Here is a 26,061-nt window from a genome sequence, read left to right on the forward strand (position 1 = left end):
GTTGGTTTTAGGGCAACTAGATTTGAGCTAAGGTTGCCTTAATTTTTTCACAGATACTTTCCACTATTGCAGTCGGGAAGCGATGGGCTTGATACGTAATGATCATGCTTAACTGATGTTGTCCATCAATCACATTTTCCATAATTTCAAAATGTAATCCGAACATCGATTCATCACGTTCCGGCAAGATCTGGCGATAAGGAAGGTCTTGTCCCTGAGGTGTTTTGAGCGCGCCGTTTAAAGCGTTATTTGAATGGATATGAACAAACACATCAAATAACAGTCCTTCATCGGCGCTCATACCTAATGCATTTTGAATATGGTTGATTGGAATATCTGCATAGGCCATCGATGTATTAATCATTGTGCTGATATTGTGGAGCAATGATTGGAATGAATCTGAATCGCTAAATTGTGTGCGATGCGCCACCATGGTCGTAAAGTAACCCACCGTATCGAAAAACTCAGGATCAGTTCGTCCAGAAGCAGAAGTACCAATCACAATATCTTTTAAATTACCTTGTTGCTGTAACGCATTGGCGATTGCGGTATAGAGAACAGCAAAAATAGAAGAGCCGTGTTGTCTCGAAAATCCGAGGAGCTTTTCATACATTTCCGGTGCAAATTTAAGTTCGAGCCATTGGACTGGAGGTTTTTCCTTTTCAGCATTTAGTTCATGTTCCGAAACAGGAAGTTTTAGACCTTTGGTTGCTCCTCTTAACAGATCAGTCCAATAATTTAGATGGTCTTGGTTAATCCCTTGCTTTTGCTGGAGTAAAGAAAAATCAAGAATAGATTGGGCAGGTGTCTTCCAGTTTGGAGCTTGAGCATTTGAGCGAGCAAGATAAGCATGCGCAAGGTCAGCCATAATGGTATTTAAAGACCATTCATCAATCACCATGTGGTGAACTAAAAACGATAGAGTTTGGCGACCTTTAGCATTTCGAATCAAACGAATTCTTAAGGGAAGTTCACGGGTTAAATCAAATTTATATGAAGCTTCACTTGCAAGCGTTGCATCGTGACTTTCGGCACTGTTCCAAAACCATTTGAATTGATGAAGTTCAGATGTAGGAATAACCTGTTGATAGGTTTGACCATTGGCGCTATTAAAAATTGTGCGTAAACCTGCATGGCGCTCAACAATATCTGTAAACGCTTGAAAGAAAATATCTTCATTAATTTCTTCAAGGAATTCTACGGCAAATGGCAAGTTATAAATTGGGCTAAAATCGAACGCAGAATAAGCTTGCCACAGGAAATCTTGAGCTAAAGTAAGCGGGGCTTTATCGACACTTTGTAAGGTGGATTTTTCAGTTTTTGCAGATTTAACGAAAGCATATTGGGCTAAATCAGCAGCAGATGGAGATTTAAAGAAATCATTAAATTGAATCTCAATTCCATGTTTATTAAGTAGATTTCCAATAATTCGTGTTGCTAATAGTGAATGGCCGCCAAAATCAAAAAAGTCATCATGTTGGCTCATTTCTGGTTCAGCGAGAGTATTTCGGAACTCTTCTAAAATAATTTCTGAAACATAAGTTTGGTTAGGTTGTTCTGGCGCTTTTGCGAAACTTGTATCTAGATGATGTGAGATATCAATTTCCGTCAGTACCAATGGCATATTATTGGTTGAATATTGTTGATATCGATTTTGTATAGCCTGAATGAAATCTGACTTTTGATAGCTTTCATCAAGAATCGGGTGGAGCGCTAAAATAAGAAAATAGTCTTGTTCAGTTTCTACAAGACTTGTAAAAAAAGGGGGATGAAATTCTGCATTCCATGATTGCGCTTTTAAGGTTGCTACCTGTTCAAATACTTGTTCTGTATTGCTCTTTTTTAATTCTAGGCAAGCTGAATGATCATCAAATGGATATTTGTATAAATCACCTTCGTCACTAAATGTATAACGGACATTTAAGTCAGGCGTAGTTTTAATAATGTCTTGAATTGCTTTAATCAGCAGTTGAATGTCTAAACCTTGATTAACTTTCCACAAATGAAAACGTCGATTAACTTGTTCAGGCTGCTGTAATTGCAACATCCAGATATGTTCTTCGTAATCAGTAACCGAAAGGAGAGAGGGCGATTTGGAAAATTGTTCCAACATAAATGAATCCTGGTTTATCAAATGGCTATTTTCATCAATTTTTATTTCGCAAATTTTTTACATTAGATTAAATTTTATATAATTCATAATGTTATAGATTTGCTTGTTTACAAAAACTGACCTTTTTCTAATGAGTTGATGTCCACGTGAACTGTACTGATGTAACAGTAGGGTTACATTTTACCTTTAAACATACTATAATTGATTCTCATTTACATCAAGATTATTATTTGCAAGAAGATGATGCCAATTGAGAATGACGAATTTTTAAAATAGAAAATAAATAATAAGTGATTGATTAATATTTATTTAATTCGAAATTGGTTCGGCAAAAATAATTTAAAGATGAAAAAAACGATCCTAAGAATAGGGCTGTGATTTTGCCTATTCAAAAGGAACTGATTCTGTTGTCTCGATAAAATTGAGGAATTTTCATGAGAATATTCAATCATGAAAGGTTAATAAGCCCATCAAATGTTGAACAAATTTTCCCTCGCATTGGGTTGATGGGACTAAATTTGCAATTTGCATCGGCTTTATTACGCTCAAGTGGGGCACGCCACTGATGCGATTTGGCTTATTCTGTATTTTTATCATTTTATGTATTTGCTCATTATTGCTCGGGGCTGAGCAAATACAGTGGTCTACCTTATTCTCTTTTTCTCATGAGAGTTGGCTCACTCTTACAGCCAGCCGTATCCCTCGTTTAATCACTATTGTGCTCACCGGTATCGGGTTGGCGGTATGTGGTGTCATCTTGCAGCATATTGTGCGTAACAAGTTTGTTGAACCGGAAACTTCAGGCGGTTTAGATGCTGCCAAACTAGGAATTTTAGTGTCGTTAACTTTAGTTCCGGTAACCAGCACGCTGAGTAAGATGATATTTGCGATCATTTTTTGTTTTATTGCTAGCTTAATTTATATCGCAATTATCCAGCGGATCCGTTTTAGAAATACGGTTTTAGTACCCGTTATTGGCTTGATGTACGGCAGTGTACTGAGTGCCTTAGCTGAGTTTTATGCATATCGCTTTAATATTTTACAAAGTATGCAAGGGTGGCTTTTAGGAGATTTTTCAAAAATTGTCCAAGGTCACTATGAAGTTATTTACATTATTTTTCCGATTGTTGTCCTGACTTATCTTTTCGCACATCGCTTTACCGTGATTGGTATGGGTGAAGAGATGGCTTCTAGCTTGGGACTTAGTTATGCAGCTATAGCCGCCATTGGTTTAATACTGGTTGCCATTACAGTTTCAACCACAGTAATTACTGTTGGTGCCATTCCTTTTGTCGGGCTCGTGGTCCCCAATTTGGTCGCACTGAAATACGGAGAAAACTTAGCTAAAACCTTGCCCATTGTGGCTTTGGGTGGGGCGTCTCTATTACTGGTTTGCGACATTCTTGGTCGCTCGATTATTTATCCATTTGAAGTGCCAATCGGACTTACCGCAGGTGGTGTGGGGGGAATTATTTTCCTCATCCTCATTTTGAGGGAGTTTAGATAATGCGTATTACAAAGCTATGGACGATTTATCTGATTGTCATCTGTCTAGCAGTAGGTTTTTTATTTTTAAACTCAGGACTAGATTTTGATTACGTCATTCCTAACCGACTTCTGCGTCTTGCAACGATTGTGATAGCCGGTATTTGCGTTGCTTTTTCCTCGATTGTTTTTCAGACACTGGTCGGTAATCGTATTTTGACTCCCTCAATTATGGGCTATGAAGCGATTTATCTCTTATGGCAAGTTTTGTTGTTGTTTTTTTGGGGAACACATGGATTAAGTCAGTTAGGGGTAAACGGCAATTTCTTTATCTCTATCGTTTTAATGCTGCTTTATTCGTGGGTAATCCATAAGTGGTTACTGCCATATGGCAGAAATGATGTCTTTCTCCTGTTGCTTTTAGGTTTAGTCCTTACGATGGTCGTCGGGACGGTTACTCAATTTATTCAACTCAAAATTAATCCTGGTGAATTTTCTGTTTTCCAAGACCTTAGCTATGCTTCTTTTAATCGCTCTCAACCAGAAACTTTATTGTATGCCAGCTTAGCTGTAGTCATTGTTCTATTCCTCGGTATGAAAGCACTTCCTGTTTTGGATGTTCTGGTTTTAGGGCGTGAGCAAGCCATTTCATTAGGCATTCATCATCACCGCTATGTCAGTTTCTATTTAGCCCTAATCGCTATTTTGGTTGCGGTATCTACCAGTCTGATTGGCCCGACAGTATTTATGGGCGTATTTATTGCCAACATTACTTATGCACTAGCAAGAAGTTATAAGCATAAATTAACGCTGCCCATGGGCTGTGCCATCACGATTGCCATATTTATTGCTGCTCAAATTTTAGTTGAGCACGTTTTTAATTACAAAACGACCGTCAGCATTTTGGTCAATCTCGTATGTGGCATTTATTTCCTTGCGCTGACGGTTCGTACCCGAGGTGTTGCATGATTCATGTCAAGAATATCAATAAGTCATATGGAAATAAGCCAGTACTGACTGACGTAAATGTTGAATTTCCTACAGGTCAGGTGACGTCACTCATTGGTCCAAATGGAGCTGGAAAATCGACTTTGCTCATGATGATGGCACGTTTAATAGAGCCGGATAAAGGCGAGATTTTTCTTAATCATCAAAATATTGCGGATATTAAAACCGCTGTTTACGCCAAGCATGTCGCGACTTTACGTCAAGCACCCGGCTTTAATTTGCGTTTAACCGTAGAAGAGCTGGTTTCATTTGGACGCTTTCCCTATAGCCGTGGTGTTTTAACCGAGCAAGATCGTCAGGTGGTTGATGAAGCTATTCAGTTTCTTTCTTTAGAACCACTGCGCAAATCTTACATAGATGAAATTAGTGGTGGTCAAAGGCAAATGGCCTTTTTGGCGATGACGATCGCACAGCAAACAGACGTACTTTTATTAGATGAACCCTTAAATAACCTTGATATGAAACATGCCGTTCAAATTATGCGCGCACTCAGGCGCTTATGTGATGAACAAGGGCGCACTGTGATTTTAGTTATTCATGACATCAATTTTGCCACGAATTATTCGGACCATATTGTCGCGCTCAAGAACGGCAAGCTTCATTTCAGTGGGTTAACCGAACAAGTGATTACAGAGGCGCAATTAAATGATCTGTACGAGCTTAATTTTGAAATTACATACAGTGAGCGTGGCTGTATGTGTAATTACTTCAACTCATCTGGAGCTTGAATACATATGAACTGGAAGAAAAAGTATGGGGGAGTAGCCCTCATCATAGCGGCAGCTGTCACTCTACAAGCATGTGATCAAAAAGTTGCAGATACCACTGAAGCTTCTCAGAAGCTCGCAGAACCGATTACGGTGAAACATACGCTTGGAACTACGGTGATAGATCATTTACCGCAACGCGTTGCCGTACTTGATATGAATGAAGCTGACTTTCTAGATCAACTCAATGTCCCGATTATGGGAATGCCAAAAGATTATGTTCCACACTTTTTGGAAAAATATAAAAAAGATACACAAATTCAGGATTTGGGTGCAATTGTACAGCCCAATATGGAACGGATATATGCATTAAAACCAGACTTGATTTTGATGACGCCATTACACGTTAATCAGTATCAGGAACTGTCAAAAATTGCCCCGACCATTCATTACGATATTAATTTCAACAATAGCGAGAGTAATCATATTGGTCTGGTTAAAGACCATATGATGACCTTAGGAAAAATATTTAATAAAGAAGATTTAGCCCGCCAGAAAGTTTCTGAACTTGATGAACAGGTGAAGCAAGTACAAGCCGTAACGGCCAATCGCCCAGAAAGAGCGTTAGTCGTTCTTCATAACAATGGGGCATTTAGTAATTTTGGTATTCAGTCACGCTATGGCTTTATTTTTAATGCTTTTGGAGTAAAGCCTGCAAGTGGTGTGATGGATACAAGTCTACATGGACAACCAATTTCGAGTGAATTCATCAAAAAAGCGGACCCAGATATTCTCTATATCGTGGACCGAACTGCTGTGATGGAACATCGCTCAAACATTAATGCTGCCAGTGTTGAAAATCCATTATTACGTCAAACCAAAGCGTGGAAAAACGGTCGTGTCATTTTTGTCGATGCCGATGCGTGGTACACCACGGCTGCAAGCCCAACCTCGCTCAAAATAGTGATGGAAGATGTAAAAAAAGGCTACCAATAAATTTTTACGCATATCACTTAATCAAATTTTACAGCATAAATTTTCACTATTTTGCTTTGTATTTTAAGCAGATAGTTAATAAAAAATGAATCACAACATTAAAGGTCTTTCAATGAACAACGTTAGCGATAACCGTAATTTTAAAAGTGGGAATGATCAAAGAATTAATCACCGTTCTTTTGTATTAAATGGTGTTGCATCTGCACAAATGGCCCTTCGATTAGGCTATGCATTAGGCACTGTATTTGTACTATGTGCATCAAATACCTATGCTGCTGTTATTGATAATTCAACAAAAACTCTAGAACAACAAGAAGCTGCTCAAACAAATGTAGCAGCTTTACCAGCAATTACCGTAAAAGCTGAACAAGACGATACTTATGCAGGTGGACAAGTTGCAACATCAAGCAATGTTGGATTTCTCGGTAGTAAAAAATTTCTAGATACGCCATTTAATACGATTAGTTATACAGATAAATATATCGAAGATAAACAGGCAAAAGATATTACAGAAGTGATTGCAGCAACTGATCCATCGATATATACCAACGGTGCAAGTGGTGGTTGGAGTGAAAACTATTATATTCGTGGATATGCTTCGAGCACGAATGATATGTCAATGAACGGACTTTTTGGTATCACACCATTTTATCGAACTTCTCCGGAAATGTTTAGCCGCGTTGAGGTGTTGAAAGGTCCTTCCGCTTTGTTAAATGGGATGCCGCCAGCAGGATCGGTGGGTGGAACGGTAAATCTAGTGACCAAATATGCGGCTGATGAACCGTTTGCACGATTGACCACAACTTATATGTCGGATGCTCAGTTTGGTGGACATGTCGATGTTGGAAGAAGATTTGGTGAAAATAAAGAATTCGGCGTTCGTATCAATGGAATGTATCGAGATGGAGATGCAGCAGTTAATGATCAGTCGAAAGAAAGTCGTTTATTTTCGCTTGGTTTAGATTGGCAAGGTGAAAGAGCACGTGTTTTTGTTGATGCTTACGATGCCTTAGATCATGTTGATGGTGTAACACGTGGTGTTAACGTCTCTACTGCAGTTGGAATTCCGAAACCACCGAAAGCGGATACCTTACTTAGTCCGGATTGGGGCTCTGTGGAAACCAAAGATAAAGGTGCCATGATTCGTGGCGAATATGATTTTTCTGATCAGTTAATGGCATATGCGGCTTATGGACAAAGTACAACCCAATATAAATATAATGGGGCAAGTGCAGGGACGATTACGAGTAGCACTGGAACACTGAGTTCAATGCTTGGACAACTTGCTTTTGAAGTCGATAAAAAATCAGCAGATGCAGGTTTTAAAGGCAAGTTTGAGACGGGGCCTGTGAAACATCAATGGGTCGCCAACGCAACTTACTATAATCATGCACAAGATGATTATGGTTATAGAATTATCCCAGGTTTTGGTGATCCTGTTTTTACGAATATTTATGATCCCAATCCAAATTGGGGGCCTAAACCGGAATTTACACCGCCGTTTCTATTTCATTCGACACTCTCCACCTCTAGCTTCGGTTTAGCCGATACATTGTCGTTTGCTCAAGATAAAGTACAGTTGACTTTAGGACTTCGTCATCAGACTGTAAAAGCAACAAGTTCTGTTAATACATTGCCTGAAAATGCTAAATCAGCAACCACGCCTGGTGTCGCCTTACTGATTAAAGCGACTGATAAAATTTCTGTTTATGCAAACTATATTGAAGGTTTGACAAAGGGAGATCAGGCACCTGCAACTACATCAAATAAAGGGACAATATTTCCTCCTCAAAAAACCAAACAACAGGAACTTGGTTTGAAGGTTGATTTGGGGACATTTGCGCATACATTGAGTGCATTTGAAATTACCAAACCAAATAGTTATTCAGATCCTTCACAGCTTGTGAATAACTTACCTACCTTTGTTTCGGATGGAGAACAACGAAATCGTGGTATTGAATGGTCATTCTTTGGTTCACCGATTGAACATGTACGTTTAATGGGGGGCTTTACCTATCTTGATCCTGAACTTACCAAGACTAAGAGTGGAGGAAACGATGGTCATACAGCAGTTGCTGTGCCAAAAAATCAGGCTAAGCTTGGAGCAGAGTGGGATACTCAAGTAGCACAAGGGACTTTAACCTTATCAGGAAATATCAATGCAGTTTCCAAGCAATATATTAATGCAGAAAATACCTTGTCCGTACCTGGGCGTACGCTCTTAGATGTTGGTGCACGCTATAGCACGAAAGTCGAGAACCACCCAGTTACTTTCCGCGCCAATATCTATAACTTAACCAACAAAGCGTATTGGGCACAGCCACAATTGACGAATTTGGCTTTAGGTGCACCAAGAACGTATATGCTATCTGTATCATATGACTTTTAATTTGTTGTAATCTTCAACCGAATAAAAAACCCGCAATCGCGGGTTTTTTTATGATATTTATATTTTATTTTGGCAAACCATAGTGCTGGAAAGAAGACTGTTTAGGAATTCGATAAGCATTACGCCCCAGTAATTGATTAATAATGACTGAGTTTCGGGTTGCTCCGATCCCTAAGTCTGGAGAACCTACACCTTGCTGAAAAATTTCGGCATTTTGAATGAAAATTCGACCTTGTCCTTTATCACAACGTAAAGCCGTAAAGTCTTCTTGAACAATACAATCATTTTTATCATCAACCGCTAAAATAGAACCTTTCATATTTTGGAACCATTCAGGCCAATCATGAACATAGCCTGTAGCTGCGACAAGGGCATCAGTTTCTAATTCGCAACGTTGATCGAGTTGGGTGTGTAAACAGGTTAAACGCAGAGAACCCGATTCAAGTTGCTCAACCGATTCAACTTCACAGCTTGTGTATAGGCTTAAACCGGATTTCTCACCAGCCACTGAACGCTCATAAAGCACATCATATATATCGCCAATGGTTGAGAAGCTAATCCCTTTATAGATCAGGCCCTGACTAGCAGCAATATCGCGGCGTTTATCTCTAGGCAGGCTCTGGAAATATTGCATATATGCAGGGGTAAAACATTCTTGCCCAAGTTTAGAATATTCCATTGGGTGAAAGCCAGCAGAACGTGTGATCCAACGAATAGAGGCACCTGCTTTTACTTGTTCTGGTGTAAGTGAGTTAAATAAAGCAAGCACACATTCTGCTGCACTCTGGCCTGAGCCAATAACCGTGACTTGTTTACATTGTTTGAGTTGTTCCTGAATTTTCGCAAACTCCGCAGAATGTTTTACTAAAGGGTGTTTGCATGTTTCAAGCCATTTAGGAATTCGAGGTTTAGTCCCAATACCAATCGCCAGATTTTGGCTTATATATTTTTGTTTTTCGCCCGAAGCTGATTCACTTTCTATAATAAATTTATCGAGCTTGGCGTCATATTCCACATGACTTACGTTTTCTCCAAATCGACAATCGGGTAATTGTTTTGAAGCCCAACGGCAATAATGGTCATATTCACGGCGTGGAATTAAAAAACTGTCGTAATAATAAAACTGATGTAAGCGATCATGTTGATGTAAATAATTAATATAGCCTAAGGGATGGCAAGGATTGGCCATAGTAACCAAGTCGGCAAAGAAAGGAACTTGTAATGTTGTGCCTTGCAATAGCAACCCTTCATGCCATCGAAATTCTGGTTTACGTTCTAAAAATACGCTTTTGATTTCGGGATGATGAGACAAAAGAGCAGCTAAACCTAAGTTGAATGGCCCAATACCAATTCCGGTAATATCTATTTTTTTCATGTTTATACTTTATCTGTTTCCAAAGTTATGAAAGTTAAAAATACGAATTAATGTGGTGTTAGTAGTTTCTCTACATCAGCAATATTGCGACATTGAATAAGTTGAACAGGTGAGAGCTGAATCGCGTATGTTTCATTGATACGTTTTGAAACGACCTTTAAATGATGTGGACGCAGCCCGAGATGAGTAAAATGAGTTGAGCTGTCCACTTCCTTATTTGGCGTGTGACCTATCACTTCTAAATAAATGTCGAGTAGTTGATTTTGCTGTTTATCATTATTTTCAAGTGGTATAGATGAATGATTGGACTCATTATTCTTAAAATCTGGTCGTTTATTTTGAAGCTCACTTAAAAAATTACTGAGATCAAAACTGAATATTTCTGAGTCAATAATTTGCTTGATTGCTAGTTGTAGCGCATCCAAGAAATCGTCAATTATGTGGGATGGAAATGCTTCTTGGGCATAATCAATATCGAAAATCAAAGCGCCGTCATTTCTTGTGCTAAAGCGAATATCAATTGCAACTTGAGGTGTTTGAGTAAGGCCATCTAGTTGCTGAATAGGATGAGATTCAGATAATACAGGCCATGACAAACCATTTGTAATTACGATCGGCAATACTGGAGCAGTGCCAACTTTTTCAAATAATAGTCGAGCGAGATCAACGCCTGAAAAGGAAAGATGCTGTAAACCCTCTAAAACTTCAGTTTGCAAACGGTTTGCTTGTTCAGCAAATTGATCTGAAGTTTTCCACTCAACAGCAATAAACGTAGAACTATTGGAAAATGGTCCGGCATAGAGGGGAAGTGTAGGAACAGCAACGCATAGAGATTTTTCAGTGTTCCAATGAGATAGCACTTCCAAAATAAGCGCCATGATGACTGAGTTTTTAAACAGTGAATGTTTCGCTCCAATTTTAGACAACTGTTTAAATTGATCTTTTTCTATAACCAGACTATTACGTTGGTAACGTGAAGTCGGTAAATGCTGTAAGGGTGTTTTCCACGGAAGCGCTGGAATAGCCGATAATTTAGAAAATTTTCTTTCCCAGTAAGCCATATCTTCCTGATGAACAGACAAGCTATTTTCAGCTTCATTGTCTTCTATTTGTGTTTGGATATCATGTTGTTGTCCATCAAATAGCTCTAACATAAGTGAAGCTATAGATCGGCCATCTAAAATCAATGCATCAAAGCGGACAAAAATTGTTAATAGATTATTTTTTAATAAAAATACGGTGATATTCCAAGGCGACTGATTTAAATCAAATAGCTCATGCGTATAACTATTTTTATAGGACTCGATGTAGTGAGAAGCACGTTCAGGTTCCCATGTAGTTAGGTCTATTTCTTTTAAATTGACACTCACTTGATCGCTTACATATTGTACTAATCTATTTTTATCAATATAGGTTCGTAAGCTGTCATGCCGCCGTACCATTTCTGTCAAACGTTGTCTTAATAAAACAATATCTATTGTGCCGTGATACTGCCTAAACTCTTGCATGGCAACACCACCTAAAGGAAGGGCTTGAGTTCGGCCTAATAGGTAGGCTTGTTGTAATGCATTTAATGGTTTTTGGGACGTACGATCTGATGAGGTATTTTGGGCTGGGCTTATAATTTGTGTATTAAGTTGCTCAGGGTGTGCGGCAAGATTTTTAAGTAAATGAATGAAAGATTCAAATAAATTCGTGATCCATTCTTTGGGTAGAGCATCTAAACGGATGTCCCAGTTAACTAAAATACCGTCATCTACATGAGCAACTTGTGCATCAAGTGCAACTTGTGGTCCTTGTGAAATGACCCAATTCATTGAGCCAAAAACACGGCGGACACGTTTGGAAAGTAAATTATCATTTTCTAAATCAAGTGCCGCTGTAAATACCACGGGAGCAATCTGTGCACTACCATGATAACGGGACAGGTCACGTAGAACATTAACACCCGAATAATGTGAATGCTCTAATAACTCAAGCATTTGATTTGCTATTTGTTTGCAGAATGCAGCTAAGGTAGTTATTCCTTTCATATCGACATCAAGGATGACTAAATTAGCAAAATCACCAATAGTGCCTTCGACATTTTTTAAAACCGGCTCACGCCAAAAAGTAGGAATATTTAATCGGAAGCTGTGATCTTTGGTTGCATGACCAAGCGTATATGCAAATAAACCTAATATCAGGTTGGTCACGGTAATGTGTTGTTCTCTAGCAAGTTGTTGTAATGCTTTTCGTTCTTCCGGCGATAACCAAATACTTAAACGATCACTTTTTGCTGTTTTGAATTCTTGATGAATGAAAGGTAGAGACGGAGCAGGGCTAATATGAGGCAGACGTTGTTTCCACCATAAGCGGTCTCGTTGGTTTAATTTTTTTAGGTCAGGGGCTGTCCGTATTTTTTGATACCAGTCAAAAAAATTAGGCGGACGGGAGAATGATATTTCTGGGTCTTCATAAAACAAAGAAAGATCTTCCATCAAGTTCAAAAAACTGGACGGATCTATAGCAATCATGTCCGTATCTACATGAAAACGGAAAATATTATTTTTAAGAACACTTACAGAAAATCTTGCAGTTTGGCCCCGACTTAAATCAAGTTTTTGATGGGTCCATTGCTCGCGTTTTTGCATGAGCATTTGCTCAATTTGATGATCGCTAAGCTTTGAAAAATCATCGACTTCTAATATCTGTTGAGTCTTCTCAGACATAATGTTTGCGATGCCATCGGCGCTCAAACTTAACCTCAAAATAGGGTGTTCTTTATAAAGTTGTTGAAGTGCTAAATGTAATTTTTGTAGATCAATAAATTGACCGTCAAATTCTGCATAGAGGTGGGCAGCAACCCCACCTAAAGTTGCGTTGCCAGAGCGACCAAACCAGCAGGCCGCTTGCATCGAAGTTAATTCACACATTGAACGATAACTCGGTTGACAAATTAATCTTGTTTCAGCATCATACAAACAAATGAAAATGATTACCAGTTGCATTTGTTAATCATTTCCAATTTTGCTTTGAATATATAGCTTGTCCGTCTTAAGAATTTTCTTTTGTCGGTATTCAAATTAAATATTTATGCCGATATGTAAGAAAATTTACGAAGAATCAATAGCTTGATAATCATTAAATTAAATTGAATATTTAGAATGTCATGAAAAAACAGTTGATTGAGTTTGTTCGCTGGTCTCCAGAGAGAGCGCAACACTATCGAAATAAAGGTTATTGGATTGACCAACCTTTGACGCGCATTTTAACGGTAGGGGTTCAATTGCACCCGCATTCGCCGGCAATTATTTGTGGTGAGCGTCAGTTGAGTTATATCGAGCTGGACCAGCTATCAACAAATTTAGCTTCTCGACTAGCTGAAAAAGGCTTGGGCAAGGGTGATACTGCTTTAGTACAACTTCCCAATGTTGCGGAGTTTTATATTGTCTTTTTTGCCTTGCTTAAGGCAGGCGTGGTTGTGCTCAATGCGCTATATAGCCATCGCCAATATGAACTAAATGCCTTTATTAAACAGATTCAACCTAAGCTTTTAATTGGTTCGCGTCAGCATGAAGTCTTTAGCAATAATCAATTTATTGACTCACTTCATGAAGTAAATTTAAGTCCTGAAATTATTTTGATGCTCAATCATCAAGCTACCGATTTCGGACTATTAGACTGGATTGAAACACCAGCAAAGACCTTAGTCGATTTTTCATCTACACCTGCTGATGAAGTTGCTTTCTTTCAATTGTCAGGTGGAAGTACGGGAACACCAAAACTTATTCCACGAACGCATAATGACTATGACTATAGTGTGCGGGCCAGTGCCGAGATTTGCGGTTTAAACTCAAATACCCGGTTATTGTGCGCTCTACCAGCTCCCCATAACTTTATGTTGAGTTCACCCGGTGGATTAGGCGTTTTACATGCAGGTGGATGTGTTGTGATGGCACCAAATCCTGAACCGCTCAATTGCTTCTCTATTATTCAAAGACATCAAGTCAATATGGCATCTTTAGTGCCGAGTGCTGTCATTATGTGGCTAGAAAAAGCCACGCAATATAAAGATCAAATTCAGTCTTTAGAGTTGCTTCAAGTAGGTGGTGCAAGTTTCCCTGAATCTTTAGCCCGTCAAGTTCCTGAAGTCCTCAATTGTAAATTACAACAAGTATTTGGAATGGCCGAAGGCTTGGTCAATTACACCAGACTAGATGACTCCGATGAGCAAATTTTTACCACCCAAGGGCGTCCTATCAGTTCTGATGATGAAATCAAAATTGTAGATGAGCAGTATAAAGAAGTCCCAGAAGGCGAAATAGGGATGCTTGCGACTCGGGGGCCTTATACCTTTTGTGGTTATTACCAAAGCCCTGAACATAATTCACAGGTCTTTGATGAGGACAACTATTACTATTCGGGCGATCTCGTGCAGCGTACTTCGGATGGTAATTTACGTGTAGTAGGAAGAATTAAAGACCAGATTAACCGTGGTGGTGAAAAGATTGCTTCGGAAGAAATAGAAAAACTTATTCTTTTGCATCCAGAAGTTATGCACGCAGCTTTGGTCGCAATTGTTGATGAACAATTCGGTGAAAAAAGTTGTGCCTTTATTGTTTCTCGAAATCCTGAACTTAAAGCTGTTGTGCTCAGACGCCATCTCATGGAATTGGGTATTGCACAATACAAACTTCCAGACCAGATCAAATTAATCGAAAGTTTGCCACTAACCGCAGTCGGTAAGGTGGACAAAAAGCAACTTCGCAGCATTTTAAATACATCTACAACATCTTAATAAATATAGAGCAGCATATGGCTATTGCAAAAATTTCTACTTATCTCATGCCCAAAAGAGAGAGTTATCCAAATAATAAAACAGAATGGCAATTAGATCCTTCTCGAGCAGTTTTATTAATTCATGATATGCAGCGTTACTTTTTAAATTTTTACGATGCTGAAAGTGAATTAATTAAGACGGTTGTTAATCATTTAGTTCAACTAAGAACTTGGGCACATCAGAACAATGTTCCGGTTGTCTATACCGCACAGCCTTATGAACAACCAGCGGCAGATCGTGCATTACTGAATGCGATGTGGGGACCGGGTTTGCCAGCCTCAACAATTGATCAGCAAAAAATTATTGATCAACTTACTGCTGCTGAACATGACATTGTCTTAACGAAATGGCGTTATAGCGCGTTTAAACGTTCGGATTTGCTTGAAAGAATGCAAAATTGGAATCGTGATCAGCTCATTATTGGCGGTGTCTATGCTCATATCGGTTGTATGGTTACGGCAATTGAAGCTTTTATGAGTGACATACAACCCTTTCTGGTTGGGGATGCAGTTGCCGATTTTTCAGAAGAAGAACACCGCTTAGCTTTGAAATATGTATCTTCACGTTGCGGTCAAGTTGTGGATACCGAATCTGTAGTGGGGCAGGTGGCAACAGGCATTACACGACCTTGGTTAGAGCAAAAGGTCCAGCAGCTTATTGAAGAAGATGAATTAGATCCAGAAGAGAACCTGATTCTTTATGGATTGGACTCTTTACGAATTATGCAGTTTTCTTCGGAACTCAAAGCGCAGGGAATCAATATTAGTTTTGAGGAATTAGGACGTACACCCACTTTATCAAATTGGTGGTCATTGGTGGATGCACGGCAACGGATTGCAGGGTAGAGGGTTGCCTCATAAGGCATACGACAAATCCTGGTCGCTAAATTTATACATAAAATTTATATCTTTGATAGCGACTCCTTAGACGACTTGTAATCGTCATATTAACGGAGCAAAAAATGATTTTATCGCCTGCTGATCAAGAGAAAATAGAGACATTCTGGAATTACTGTTTAAAACATCAATACTTCAATATTGGATATCCTGAATCTGCAGATTTTGATTATTCCGCTTTATTCCGTTTTTTCAAATTCTCTATTAATAATTGTGGTGATTGGAAAGACTATAGCAATTACGCATTGAATTCTTTTGAGTTTGAAAAAGATGTGATGGCGTATTTTGCTGAAATTTTTCAAATTCCCTTTGAAGAAAGCTGGGGATACGTAACCAATGGTGGCACAGAAGGTAATATGTTTGGCTGCTATCTGGCACGTGAGCTATTTCCAGATTCAACATTATATTATTCAAAAGATACGCATTATTCGGTAGGAAAAATCGCCAAATTATTGCAGATGAAATCTTGCGTGGTTGAATCATTGGATAATGGTGAAATCGACTATGATGATTTAATCGATAAAATAAAAACCAATAAAGAAAGTCACCCCATTATTTTTGCAAATATTGGCACGACTATGACGGGCGCAATTGATGATATTGAAATGATTCAAGAGCGCTTAGCGCAAATCGGAATCATGCGCCGAGATTATTATATTCATGTCGATGCTGCCTTGAGTGGCATGATTTTACCTTTTGTTGATCATCCTCAAGCGTTTTCCTTTGCTCATGGCATCGACTCGATTTGTGTGTCTGGTCATAAAATGATTGGCTCACCGATTCCGTGTGGCATTGTTGTGGCCAAACGCCAAAATGTAGAGCGTATATCGGTAGATGTTGACTATATCTCTACACGTGATCAAACCATTAGTGGTTCTCGTAATGGTCATACCGTCTTGCTGATGTGGGCAGCAATACGTAGCCAAACCAATTTACAAAGACGACAGAGAATTCAACATTGCCTCAAAATGGCCCAGTACGCGGTTGATCGCTTTCAGGCAGTGAGCATTCCTGCTTGGCGGAATCCGAATTCAATCACTGTGGTATTTCCGTGTCCTTCTGAGCACGTCTGGAAAAAGCATTATCTGGCAACCTCTGGAAATATGGCTCATTTAATTACTACGGCACATCACCGAGATACACGTCAGATTGATAGCTTAATTGACGACGTTATTTTTGATTTACAAGGTGCCTCTAAACGTACAGTTGGTTTTTAGTCATATCAACCAAGATGATTTAGACAAATCCATATTAATTTTTACAGTCTAGAAAATGATCTAAAAATATTTTGATAGGGCGGTTAGGAAGTTTTTGATGCAATTAAAGTTTTTAAAAAAATACTTTTTATATGATTTTCTTATTCATGCTTTTTTAAAGCCGAAAATAGCAATTCTTGCTGGTCAATTGAAGCGAGATTTTATTTTAAGTACCGCTTTTTCTATGAATATAAAGAGAGATAAGCATGTCTGATTTAAAGTTATCTCATCTGATGACAGACTCTTCTTTGGCACCTGCACTCAAGCCAGCATTTCCTAAATTATTTGCAGGAACACTTGCTGCCGTATTTTCTGGTTTAGCCATTTTAACTGCCCTGTGGGGCATGATTCAGTTGATTGGTTATTTATCTTCTTATTGGGTGATCTTTTCAGCGGTTTTTTGGATAGTTGGGGCGGCATTGGCAGCACTGGCTTCATGGTTAGTGCATGATGCAGAGGCTGGATTTTCGGCACGATTACGTCGTCAAATTGCTCATCATTTAATTCGGTTACCGACCACAACCCTATCAAAACAGGGTGACCAAAGCTTAAAACGACTGGTTTCAGACGATATCGCAACTTTACATCATATGGTGGCGCATTTACCGTCGGAAATTGCGATTTTTGCTGTAATCCCTTTAGTTTCTATTGTTTTATTAGTTGTGTTAGTTGGCCCGATGGCTCTTTGGGTATTATTACCTGGGGCAATTGCTTCACTTTATTATTTAATTATTGTCCCCCATGTATCAAAACGGGATGGTGCTGCACGTATGCAGGTCATGTTAGATATTATTGGTTCTGCTGATGATTATGCGCGCGGCATTCGTGATAATCGAATATATGGGCAACAATCAGGCGCTTTAACTGCCTATACCCAATCAGCACAAAATTTCACTCAAAATATGGTGTCTTGGGTGAGTAAAGTCGCAACACTCGCTGCTGTTGCCACTGCATTACTACAAGCTGCTGCAACCTTTGCCATAGCCTATCTCGTGGCTTATCAATACGACAGCATGACCTTGGCTGCAACACTTTTCTTTAGTTTGGCCATCGTGACACCTTCACTACGTTTAGGGCATGGTCTTGATTATGTTGCTGCTGGGCGAGCTGCAGCTAGTCGTTTATCTGCATTCTTAAAAGAGCCAGTACTCTCATCGGGCAATCTACAACAGATTGAGCAAGATGTAACACTCGAAATAGTTAATGCAAGCTTTACAATTGAAAATCAAAAAGTATTGGATCGATTAAGTTATTCATTTCCAAAAAATTCAATGACTGCAATTACAGGGCCAAGTGGAGTTGGGAAAACAACCTTACTGCGAGCACTTGCTGGGTTCGCTGTATTGCAAGAAGGTGTCGTTCAATTAGCAAAAACAGATATTTTGCAATTACATGAAAAACTAAGACATGAAAAGGTTTTGTTTATTCCACAAGGTGGAGATGTATTACCGGCCACAGTAAGAGAAAACTTATCCTTATCTGCCGTTAATGCAAATGATGAACAACTTGAGCAGGCATTACTCAAGGCCCAATTAAAAGTAGATTTAAATGCAGATGCAACTTTACTTTCAGGTGGTGAAAAACAGCGCATAGGAATAGCGCGTGCGTTTTTATCCTCAGCTCCTATTATTTTATTAGACGAGCCAACGAGCGCACTCGACCAGACCAATGCGACAAAAATAATATTGGAATTAAGCCACTTAGCTAAAAACCAGAATAAAACCATCGTCATGGTCACTCATGATCTTGCCTTAGCTGCTCATGCCGACAACAGGTTAGTGCTTAAAGGCCCAACTGACTCAGGGAAATCTTTATGAATACTCCTGCTAAATTAAATAAAGATCAGATTTTTTCGATGCTTCCTCGTGCAGCCAAGCAAAAATTAATTATTGTTGGTATCGGATGGATCATTGTTGCCGCAATTGAAGCAATCGCATATACCGTCTTGGCATTTGCAATTGTCAATCAATGGTCTCCAAGTTGGGTTCTCATCAGTGCAATTGCAGCAATATTAGTGACAGTTATAGTCACTCGTGCTGGCTTCCTTACTGGTGTGCGTTTAGCAGGAGACCTATTTGCTGAGTTAGGCAAATCTTTAGCTCGTGCCAAGCTCTCTTGGTTTACCAATGAACAGCGTGCTCAGATTAAGACAATTGCTGGACAGGGAATTCCTGGGTTTATGAGTATCCCTGCTCATCAATTGCAAACCTTTTTACATGCGCCTTTTATGCCTTTATTTCTAACAATAGGAATAGGCCTGCTTGCTGGAGCAGGCGTAGCATTTGTCGCTTTAGGCTTACTTTTACTCTCTTTATTTGCTCAATTCCTAGCACAACGTGCACTCATGCATATTGATAAAAAACGTAATACTGCCGATTTAGCTGCTTCACAAGCAACGTTGGAATTGGTTGATCATGTTGAGTTATTACGCACAGCCTCGGGACCAGAACGTGCGGTCCAAAGGCTAGAACATCGTTGGGAAGAGCAAGAAGAGACTTTAGTACGGATTAATCGTGCTGCTGCATTTGCAAGTTTTGTTGCAACCTTGGCAAGTGTTTTACCCATTGCAGGGATGGCAACATATCTGGTGTTCGCTGGAGTCAATCATGCGGCTTTGATATTGGCATTACTCGTCTTAATTGGACGTGCAGCAGCGCCGTTAGGTGAACTTGCTACCGCAGGGTTGCATATCAATGATTTGTTTGCCGCACTTCGCAATTTTAATCAGATCACCCATCCACCTGAGTTGCCTGAGCCATTACACCCTCAAATTCCTACTGGCCATCATATTTCTGTACAAGACGTTAGCTATGCGCCAGTACTTGAAAATATGACTCTCGAAATCGCATGGGGGAGCAGAGTATGGGTTACTGGACCAAGCGGTAGTGGTAAGAGTACTTTACTTGAATTACTTACACGGTTTGATGATCCACAAAGAGGAAAAATTACCCTGGGTGGCATAACTCTTGATCAAATGAAATATGAAGATTTGGTTTCGAATATCGCTTATGTCACGCAAGAACCTATTTTGTTCACAGGAACACTGGCTGAAAATATCCGTTTAGGAAAACCTGATGCAACTGATGATGAAATAGAAAAGGCTGCAAGAGATGCCGCATTAGGGGCAATTATTGACCGTAGTTCAGAAGGAATTAATCAATCGGTAGGTAAACAAGGCACCGCATTGTCTGGTGGTGAACGTCAGCGGGTCGCAATTGCCCGAGCATTACTCAAAAATGCGCCGATTTTAATACTTGATGAAGCAACCTCTGCCTTGGATGAAGAGACTGAGCAAGAAATCGTTACAACGATACGTACTCTTTCTTCTACGGTTATTTTTGTGACACATCGTGATTCCACCATTTGGCAACCGACTCAAACTATCAATTTAGCTTCAATTTCTGTTTAAAAAATAACGTAGAAACCTGATTTAAGCATTTTTTATGAAAGAAAAATGCTTAATATTTGGAGAATTCTTAAGTGAATAAACATCAATATAATATGTTCTGTTTACCGCCTGCGGGGAGTAGCGCGAGTATTTATCATCCATGGAAAAAGCAGATCTCTGACAATATTCGTATTATTCCTATTGAATATTCGGGTCATGGTATAAAAATAAATGAACCATTAATTGATGATCCTGATCTATTGGCTATGCAAATTGCCAATGAAATACATGCTTATTCAGATACACCGTTCATTTTATTTGGACATAGTGTAGGAGGTGGCTTGATTTGGAAAGTACTCAATTATTTGAATGAAAAAACAATGATTGATCAGTTGAGATTAATCGTTATAAGTAGCCGACCTGAGCATCACTATATTCAACATATGCGGTACAAGCATGAGCTAACTGATGAAAAAATTATTGATGAATTAAAACGCTACAATAATTTTCCTGATGAAATTTTAAATAATCAGGATGCGCTCACATTCTTTCTCAAAATCATTCGTAACGACTTCTATCTTAGCGATCAATTACTTAGCGAGAAGATTCATAAGACTGAGGTTCCGATCGTTGCATTTTATGGCAAACAAGACCCTGATATTCCTAACAAAAGAATGATGGATGCATGGGAACAACACACAGAAAAGTGGTTAGGTAGTATTGAGTTTGAAGGGGACCATTTCTACTTTCTCAATCCCGAGACCCGAATAAAGATGCTTGAAAACATTGCTGCCATCGTTGAAACATTGACCGTGAATATTGAATAAAGTGCAGGCTATGAATAGGGAGAAGCAGGTAAATAGAGAGGCTAATTCATGTCTGGATGAAATAAATATTCAATATGAAAAGCTAACAGCTTTCGGGCTAGATATACATAAAGTCCAGCTCAGTGAAATCAAAGAAATACCTCAGCTTGATCATATCTACCAGGAGCTAAATATATTTCTTCCACCGAATATAAAAAGCTCACGCTTCATTCGACAATTAGAATTCTTGACGGGACGCTTAGCAGCAAAACATGCATTACAAAGCCTCAATTTACAACATTCTATTGTCTATCAAGGTAGACATGGGGAACCCCTATGGCCCGAAGGAGTGCTGGGTGGGATTAGCCATGTTGGATCAAAAAAATCATGTCATGCCATCGCATATGCTAGAAATAACACGGTTAAAGAAAAAATATTTGGGATCGATATAGAGTCTCAAAAGCATCATATTTTTTTTCAAAAGAAAGATGAGTTTTATGATGTTTTTCTAAATAAAAATGAACAAGCAGAAATTGAAAAGCTGCAAAAAAAACAAGCATATTTATATTTGGTAATATTCTCTGCTAAAGAAAGTATCATTAAAGCAATTTATTTAAAATATAAGCAAATTATTGATTTTAAAAATATAAATTTTAAAAAACTAGATGGCGAGTTTCTTTATTTTTACCTTAGACAAGAAAGTTTAATCGAGGTAAATCTAGAAGTTAAAGTTAAATTTTTTTATACAAATAACGAGATAATTACAATTTCTTGCATTGAAAACTAATTTTATTATTGATAATAATAATCATTTGCATTAATGTGTGTTTCAGTATTTTTATACTCCTATATTTAAAAAGAAGTACTACAGAATTTGCTTGAAAAAAATCAATGTGAGAGGTGATATACAGATGATGCAGACTCAAATATCAGTAGAGCAAAATTTAGATCATATCGGTCAAAAGAAATTTTCATGTTTCTCTACGAAGAATTATTATCTCGAAGTCAACGAATTCGTTAAAACGGTAAATACACCTGCAGCAAATACCGCACTATTTAATGATGAGATTGCAAAATGTTTTGAAGAAATTAAAAAGCAAGGCCATCAAAATCCAGTTTTAATTGGTGCTATACCTTTTGATATTACAAAGAAAAGTAGCTTAAATTTTTATGCTGATCATAAAAAAATAACACAAGCATCTTCTACGATTAACTCATTAAAAAATCGTAATAACATTGAGATAATTAATAAATCATTACTTATTCAACGCCAAAAATTTGAAGGTACAGTGCAGTTAGCTTTAGATGCTTTTGAAAAAAAGAAGGTGGAAAAAGTTGTTCTTTCTCAGGCTGTTGAATATGAGTTTAACCGCCATCAAGAGCCAGAAAATTTATTGGCTGCTTTATTAAAACAAAATCCAAATGCTTATAATTTTGTGATTCCAGTAGAACATAATAATTATATTCTAGGCGCAAGCCCAGAACTGCTTTTATCAAAACAAGGTCGTATTGTAACCAGTAATCCTTTGGCCGGTTCTAGACCCAAATCACCGATTTCTGAAAAAAATTTCGTCAGCCAACAAGAATTAAATCAATCTGAGAAAGACCAACATGAACATCGAATTGTGGTTGAAAATATTATTAGGAATTTAGCCACTCATTGTGTAGAGCTTAAGGTTTCTGAATTTCCAGATATTTTAGAAACATCAACAATGTTGCATTTATCATCAGAATTCCAAGGTATGCTCAAACAACAGGCACCGAATGCATTAAACCTTGCATTAGAATTACATCCAACACCAGCGGTTTGTGGCTCACCAACTCATGTTGCTAAGCAGTTTATTTTAGATCATGAAGGTTATGACCGACATTATTACACGGGGTTAGTAGGCTGGATGGATGCCGAGGGTAATGGAGAATGGGTAGTGACGATTCGATGTGGTCTACTCAGTGAAAATAAAATGCGCTTATATGCTGGTGCTGGAATTGTGGAAGGATCAGATGCCGAAGCTGAATGGCTAGAAACAGAAGCTAAAATGCAAACCATGCTGAATATTCTAAATACAAAAATTGCTGTGTAATTATTAAACCTAGGCTGGTTTTATTTTTATAGTCAAAACAATAACTAAATATTCCACTGAGATATATTAAAAATTTAATAAAAAAGCCTGCATAAAGCAGGCTCTTTTATTTAAGAGGATTATTCTAAGAATTTAACAGTTACGCCAGAACGTACTTTATTACCTAAATCGTTAGCATCCCAGTTCGTTAAACGGATACAACCGTGAGAAGCTGTTTTAGAAATTAAGGACGGGTTTGGTGTACCGTGAATACCAAAAGATTTTTTACTTAAACCAATCCAGATATTACCTACAGGAGCATTTGGACCTGGTGGTAAAGAAAGAGGTTTTAAGTTTTTACCTTGAATAAAGTTTGATGGTGAGTAGCTATACCAAGGATTACGAGCCACACCAACTACCTTGTAAGTACCGGTCGGAGAAGGCGTATCAGTACTGCCAATTGTTGCAGGAAATGACGCAATCATTTGGTTACGGCTATTGAAGAGATACAATTGTTTTGCACCTTTATGCGCAATAATCAAATGAATGTCTTCTGGTAAATCATTGCGTACGTTTGGAACAATGATTTTTTCACCCGCTTTTTTGAATGTTGCTGTTGGATTGATTGTTTTTAAGAAAGCTTCATCGATATGAAACTTTTCGCCCAACATTTCGCTAACACGAGTGTAATACAAACCTTTCATTTTAGCCTGTAAAGCATAATCAGAAGGAATTGATTGTGCATATGGGCCTTTTAAATCAGCATCAGTAATGGTGTATTCAATAAATGAAGGTTTTGTTTGCTTAGCAACTAATGCATCCCAAGTTTCTTTAGTCAGTTCACCAGTAGGTGATAAACCATTCATTTGCTGGAATGAAGAGATTGCTTTTAAAGTGTTTTTGCCACTCATACCGTCAATTGCACCTGGTGATGCATGTGCATTATTTAGCATGACGTGAGCACGAGCGTAAACTGGAAACTGGCCTTTACCAATATTTTCATACCATTCAGCCGAATTTAAGCTATCTAATGTCCAAGAAACTGCTGGAGCTGAAGTCTTTGCAGTTGTTGTGGTCGTTTTAGCTACGGCTACCGGCGCTGAAGCGGCAATACCTGAATCAGCATTTTGGTCTTCAGTTTTTTGCAAATTTTGTAATGTTGTTGACGCTCGATTTAAGTCACTTTGTTCTTGAGCGGTAATTTGTGTCGAAGCTTGAGCTTTTACAGTTGAAGCTGCATCTACTGCTAAAGGATCAATCGGATCTTCTACAGGAGCTGATACCTTTTTAGGGTTCAGGGGTTGCTCAGTTGTTGAAGCAGCAAAAGCAACATTAGCAATAATACAACTTAAACTCATAGCGAGTAATGAGCGAACAAACATGTAATTCAACCTTAAGAATTTTCATATAAGCAATAGGGGCATGATCTAATCTAAAAGTGCATAAAACTACCAATAACTCATCTCTATGAGCCCAAGATTGGCAATTTAGTGGTTAAAAGAATATCAATAGACCCGATGTAACATGTTGCAAGTATTGCAGAAAACCTAGCTGCTTGCAGTAGACTTTTGTGTAAATATGCATTTTTTAGTAGATTGACGAGTTTTTTGTGTGAAATTGAAATTATAAAAATCTCTATGTTTTTGATATGATGCTGCCACATAAAGAATATAGAGATTGGTAATGACGACTTTGAAAAATGATCGTTTCCTACGAGCTTTGTTACGCGAACCTGTAGATACCACACCGGTATGGATGATGCGTCAAGCAGGACGTTATTTGCCTGAATATCGTGAAACACGTTCAAAAGCAGGCGACTTTCTATCTCTATGTAAAAATACAGAATTTGCTTGTGAAGTAACTTTACAGCCTTTACGCCGTTACGATTTAGACGCAGCAATTTTATTTTCAGATATTTTAACAATTCCTGATGCATTAGGCTTAGGTCTTTATTTTGAAACGGGTGAAGGCCCTAAGTTTCAAAAAACTGTTCGTACTGAACAAGATGTCGCGAATTTACCCAAGCTAAATGCAAAGTCAGACCTTGATTATGTGATGAATGCAGTAAGCACAATTCGCTCTGCTTTAGGTGGCCAAGTTCCACTGATTGGTTTTTCTGGTAGTCCTTGGACATTAGCAACGTATATGGTTGAAGGTGGTTCAAGTAAAGAGTTCCGTTTTACCAAGCAGATGATGTACGCGCAACCAGAAGTTTTGCATGCTTTACTTGATCATTTAGCAGATTCAGTTATTGACTATTTAAATGCTCAAATTGATGCAGGTGCTCAGGCTATCCAGATCTTTGATAGCTGGGGTGGGGCATTAGCACATCGTGAATATGTCGAATTCTCTTTAAACTACATGAATAAAATCATTGCTGGTTTGCAACGTGAGAAAGATGGTCGCCGTATTCCTGTTATTGTTTTCACTAAAGGTGGCGGTCAATGGTTAGAGCCAATGATTACGACTGGTGCAGATGCATTAGGTTTAGATTGGACTACTCCACTTAATACAGCTCGTAATATTGTGTCGGGACGTGTAGCGCTACAAGGTAATCTTGACCCTGCTGTTTTATATGGCTCGGCTGCTTCAATTGAAAAAGCTGTAAAAGCAATGTTAGACGATGCTTATGCAAACGGTGAAAAAACAGGTTACGTTGCTAACTTAGGCCACGGTATTACCCAGTGGGTAGACCCTGCGCAACCAAAAATCTTTGTAGATACAGTACATGAGTATAGTGCTAAATATCTAGGATAGTTT

Annotated in this window: 18 protein-coding genes; 14 read left to right on the forward strand and 4 right to left on the reverse strand. The window is 38.5% G+C overall.

Annotated elements, in window-relative coordinates; genetic code table 11:
* Nucleotides 1–16: 16 nt before the first annotated feature.
* The gene (gene basB, locus KIP84_RS05345) at nucleotides 17–2,047 is read right to left on the reverse strand and encodes an acinetobactin non-ribosomal peptide synthetase subunit BasB (RefSeq protein WP_213689819.1); all 2,031 of its coding nucleotides are present in this window, start codon (nucleotides 2,045–2,047) and stop codon (nucleotides 17–19) included.
* Between the two features lie 631 nt (nucleotides 2,048–2,678).
* Here basB and bauD point away from each other — a divergent pair.
* The 5 genes from bauD to bauA all read left to right on the forward strand — a co-directional run bounded on the left by bauD (nucleotide 2,679) and on the right by bauA (nucleotide 8,698).
* Nucleotides 2,679–3,620, forward strand: a complete 942-nt coding sequence (gene bauD / locus KIP84_RS05350) for a ferric acinetobactin ABC transporter permease subunit BauD (protein ID WP_213689453.1) — start codon at nucleotides 2,679–2,681, stop codon at nucleotides 3,618–3,620.
* Nucleotides 3,620–4,567, forward strand: a complete 948-nt coding sequence (bauC, locus tag KIP84_RS05355) for a ferric acinetobactin ABC transporter permease subunit BauC (RefSeq protein ID WP_213689454.1) — start codon at nucleotides 3,620–3,622, stop codon at nucleotides 4,565–4,567. Before bauD ends, bauC begins: the two co-directional genes overlap by 1 nt.
* Nucleotides 4,564–5,334, forward strand: coding sequence for a ferric acinetobactin ABC transporter ATP-binding protein BauE (gene bauE, locus KIP84_RS05360; protein WP_213689455.1), 771 nt, complete (start codon nucleotides 4,564–4,566; stop codon nucleotides 5,332–5,334). Before bauC ends, bauE begins: the two co-directional genes overlap by 4 nt.
* 6 nt (nucleotides 5,335–5,340) lie before the next feature.
* Nucleotides 5,341–6,309, forward strand: a complete 969-nt coding sequence (gene bauB / locus KIP84_RS05365) for a siderophore-binding periplasmic lipoprotein BauB (RefSeq protein ID WP_213689456.1) — start codon at nucleotides 5,341–5,343, stop codon at nucleotides 6,307–6,309.
* 85 nt (nucleotides 6,310–6,394) lie between these two features.
* Nucleotides 6,395–8,698, forward strand: coding sequence for a TonB-dependent ferric acinetobactin receptor BauA (gene bauA, locus KIP84_RS05370; RefSeq protein WP_213689457.1), 2,304 nt, complete (start codon nucleotides 6,395–6,397; stop codon nucleotides 8,696–8,698).
* Nucleotides 8,699–8,762: 64 nt separating this feature from the next.
* On the opposite strand, the gene basC is transcribed toward bauA, so the two are convergent.
* Together basC and basD are read right to left on the reverse strand one after the other, a co-directional pair.
* Nucleotides 8,763–10,073, reverse strand: coding sequence for a putative histamine N-monooxygenase (gene basC / locus KIP84_RS05375; protein WP_213689458.1), 1,311 nt, complete (start codon nucleotides 10,071–10,073; stop codon nucleotides 8,763–8,765).
* Nucleotides 10,074–10,120: 47 nt separating this feature from the next.
* On the reverse strand, nucleotides 10,121–13,063 hold the full coding sequence (basD, locus tag KIP84_RS05380; RefSeq protein ID WP_213689459.1) for an acinetobactin non-ribosomal peptide synthetase subunit BasD: 2,943 nt from the start codon (nucleotides 13,061–13,063) through the stop codon (nucleotides 10,121–10,123).
* Between the two features lie 161 nt (nucleotides 13,064–13,224).
* Between basD and basE the strand changes: the two genes are divergently transcribed.
* The 8 genes from basE (at nucleotide 13,225) to basJ (ending at nucleotide 23,322) form a co-directional block, all read left to right on the forward strand.
* The gene (basE, locus tag KIP84_RS05385; RefSeq protein ID WP_213689460.1) at nucleotides 13,225–14,853 is read left to right on the forward strand and encodes a (2,3-dihydroxybenzoyl)adenylate synthase BasE; all 1,629 of its coding nucleotides are present in this window, start codon (nucleotides 13,225–13,227) and stop codon (nucleotides 14,851–14,853) included.
* 17 nt (nucleotides 14,854–14,870) lie between these two features.
* Nucleotides 14,871–15,740, forward strand: a complete 870-nt coding sequence (gene basF / locus KIP84_RS05390) for an acinetobactin biosynthesis bifunctional isochorismatase/aryl carrier protein BasF (protein ID WP_213689461.1) — start codon at nucleotides 14,871–14,873, stop codon at nucleotides 15,738–15,740.
* Between the two features lie 116 nt (nucleotides 15,741–15,856).
* Nucleotides 15,857–17,008, forward strand: a complete 1,152-nt coding sequence (gene basG, locus KIP84_RS05395) for an acinetobactin biosynthesis histidine decarboxylase BasG (protein WP_213689462.1) — start codon at nucleotides 15,857–15,859, stop codon at nucleotides 17,006–17,008.
* 245 nt (nucleotides 17,009–17,253) lie between these two features.
* Nucleotides 17,254–18,864 carry an acinetobactin export ABC transporter permease/ATP-binding subunit BarA gene (barA, locus tag KIP84_RS05400; RefSeq protein ID WP_017480703.1) on the forward strand — a complete coding sequence of 537 codons (1,611 nt, stop codon included), beginning with the start codon at nucleotides 17,254–17,256 and terminating at the stop codon, nucleotides 18,862–18,864.
* The gene (gene barB / locus KIP84_RS05405; RefSeq protein ID WP_213689463.1) at nucleotides 18,861–20,456 is read left to right on the forward strand and encodes an acinetobactin export ABC transporter permease/ATP-binding subunit BarB; all 1,596 of its coding nucleotides are present in this window, start codon (nucleotides 18,861–18,863) and stop codon (nucleotides 20,454–20,456) included. Before barA ends, barB begins: the two co-directional genes overlap by 4 nt.
* Before the next feature lie 71 nt (nucleotides 20,457–20,527).
* Nucleotides 20,528–21,262, forward strand: a complete 735-nt coding sequence (gene basH, locus KIP84_RS05410; RefSeq protein ID WP_213689464.1) for an acinetobactin biosynthesis thioesterase BasH — start codon at nucleotides 20,528–20,530, stop codon at nucleotides 21,260–21,262.
* A gap of 10 nt (nucleotides 21,263–21,272) precedes the next feature.
* On the forward strand, nucleotides 21,273–22,028 hold the full coding sequence (locus KIP84_RS05415) for a 4'-phosphopantetheinyl transferase superfamily protein (protein ID WP_213689465.1): 756 nt from the start codon (nucleotides 21,273–21,275) through the stop codon (nucleotides 22,026–22,028).
* A 124-nt stretch (nucleotides 22,029–22,152) separates the two neighbouring features.
* On the forward strand, nucleotides 22,153–23,322 hold the full coding sequence (basJ, locus tag KIP84_RS05420; RefSeq protein ID WP_213689466.1) for an acinetobactin biosynthesis isochorismate synthase BasJ: 1,170 nt from the start codon (nucleotides 22,153–22,155) through the stop codon (nucleotides 23,320–23,322).
* Nucleotides 23,323–23,441: 119 nt separating this feature from the next.
* Here the strand turns inward: basJ and KIP84_RS05425 are convergent, their stop codons facing one another.
* Nucleotides 23,442–24,683, reverse strand: coding sequence for a L,D-transpeptidase (locus tag KIP84_RS05425; RefSeq protein ID WP_017398631.1), 1,242 nt, complete (start codon nucleotides 24,681–24,683; stop codon nucleotides 23,442–23,444).
* Between the two features lie 301 nt (nucleotides 24,684–24,984).
* Here KIP84_RS05425 and hemE point away from each other — a divergent pair, with 301 nt between their 5' ends.
* Entirely contained in the window at nucleotides 24,985–26,058 is a 1,074-nt protein-coding gene (gene hemE / locus KIP84_RS05430; RefSeq protein WP_017398630.1) for a uroporphyrinogen decarboxylase, read from the forward strand.
* Nucleotides 26,059–26,061 lie beyond the last annotated feature (3 nt).

It is taken from the genome of Acinetobacter sp. BHS4 (genome assembly GCF_018454425.1).
Classification (GTDB): domain Bacteria; phylum Pseudomonadota; class Gammaproteobacteria; order Pseudomonadales; family Moraxellaceae; genus Acinetobacter; species Acinetobacter pittii.

Bases quoted from the DNA above. Each gene is read 5' to 3' on its own strand.
- bauE (WP_213689455.1), top strand. From the start codon at position 4,564: ATGATTCATGTCAAGAATATCAATAAGTCATATGGAAATAAGCCAGTA.
- bauA (WP_213689457.1), top strand. From the start codon at position 6,395: ATGAATCACAACATTAAAGGTCTTTCAATGAACAACGTTAGCGATAAC.
- KIP84_RS05415 (WP_213689465.1), top strand. From the start codon at position 21,273: ATGAATAGGGAGAAGCAGGTAAATAGAGAGGCTAATTCATGTCTGGAT.
- KIP84_RS05425 (WP_017398631.1), bottom strand. From the start codon at position 24,683: ATGTTTGTTCGCTCATTACTCGCTATGAGTTTAAGTTGTATTATTGCT.
- barA (WP_017480703.1), top strand. From the start codon at position 17,254: ATGTCTGATTTAAAGTTATCTCATCTGATGACAGACTCTTCTTTGGCA.
- bauD (WP_213689453.1), top strand. From the start codon at position 2,679: ATGCGATTTGGCTTATTCTGTATTTTTATCATTTTATGTATTTGCTCA.
- hemE (WP_017398630.1), top strand. From the start codon at position 24,985: ATGACGACTTTGAAAAATGATCGTTTCCTACGAGCTTTGTTACGCGAA.
- basJ (WP_213689466.1), top strand. From the start codon at position 22,153: ATGATGCAGACTCAAATATCAGTAGAGCAAAATTTAGATCATATCGGT.
- barB (WP_213689463.1), top strand. From the start codon at position 18,861: ATGAATACTCCTGCTAAATTAAATAAAGATCAGATTTTTTCGATGCTT.
- basD (WP_213689459.1), bottom strand. From the start codon at position 13,063: ATGCAACTGGTAATCATTTTCATTTGTTTGTATGATGCTGAAACAAGA.
- bauB (WP_213689456.1), top strand. From the start codon at position 5,341: ATGAACTGGAAGAAAAAGTATGGGGGAGTAGCCCTCATCATAGCGGCA.
- basF (WP_213689461.1), top strand. From the start codon at position 14,871: ATGGCTATTGCAAAAATTTCTACTTATCTCATGCCCAAAAGAGAGAGT.
- basG (WP_213689462.1), top strand. From the start codon at position 15,857: ATGATTTTATCGCCTGCTGATCAAGAGAAAATAGAGACATTCTGGAAT.
- bauC (WP_213689454.1), top strand. From the start codon at position 3,620: ATGCGTATTACAAAGCTATGGACGATTTATCTGATTGTCATCTGTCTA.
- basC (WP_213689458.1), bottom strand. From the start codon at position 10,073: ATGAAAAAAATAGATATTACCGGAATTGGTATTGGGCCATTCAACTTA.
- basE (WP_213689460.1), top strand. From the start codon at position 13,225: ATGAAAAAACAGTTGATTGAGTTTGTTCGCTGGTCTCCAGAGAGAGCG.
- basB (WP_213689819.1), bottom strand. From the start codon at position 2,047: ATGTTGCAATTACAGCAGCCTGAACAAGTTAATCGACGTTTTCATTTG.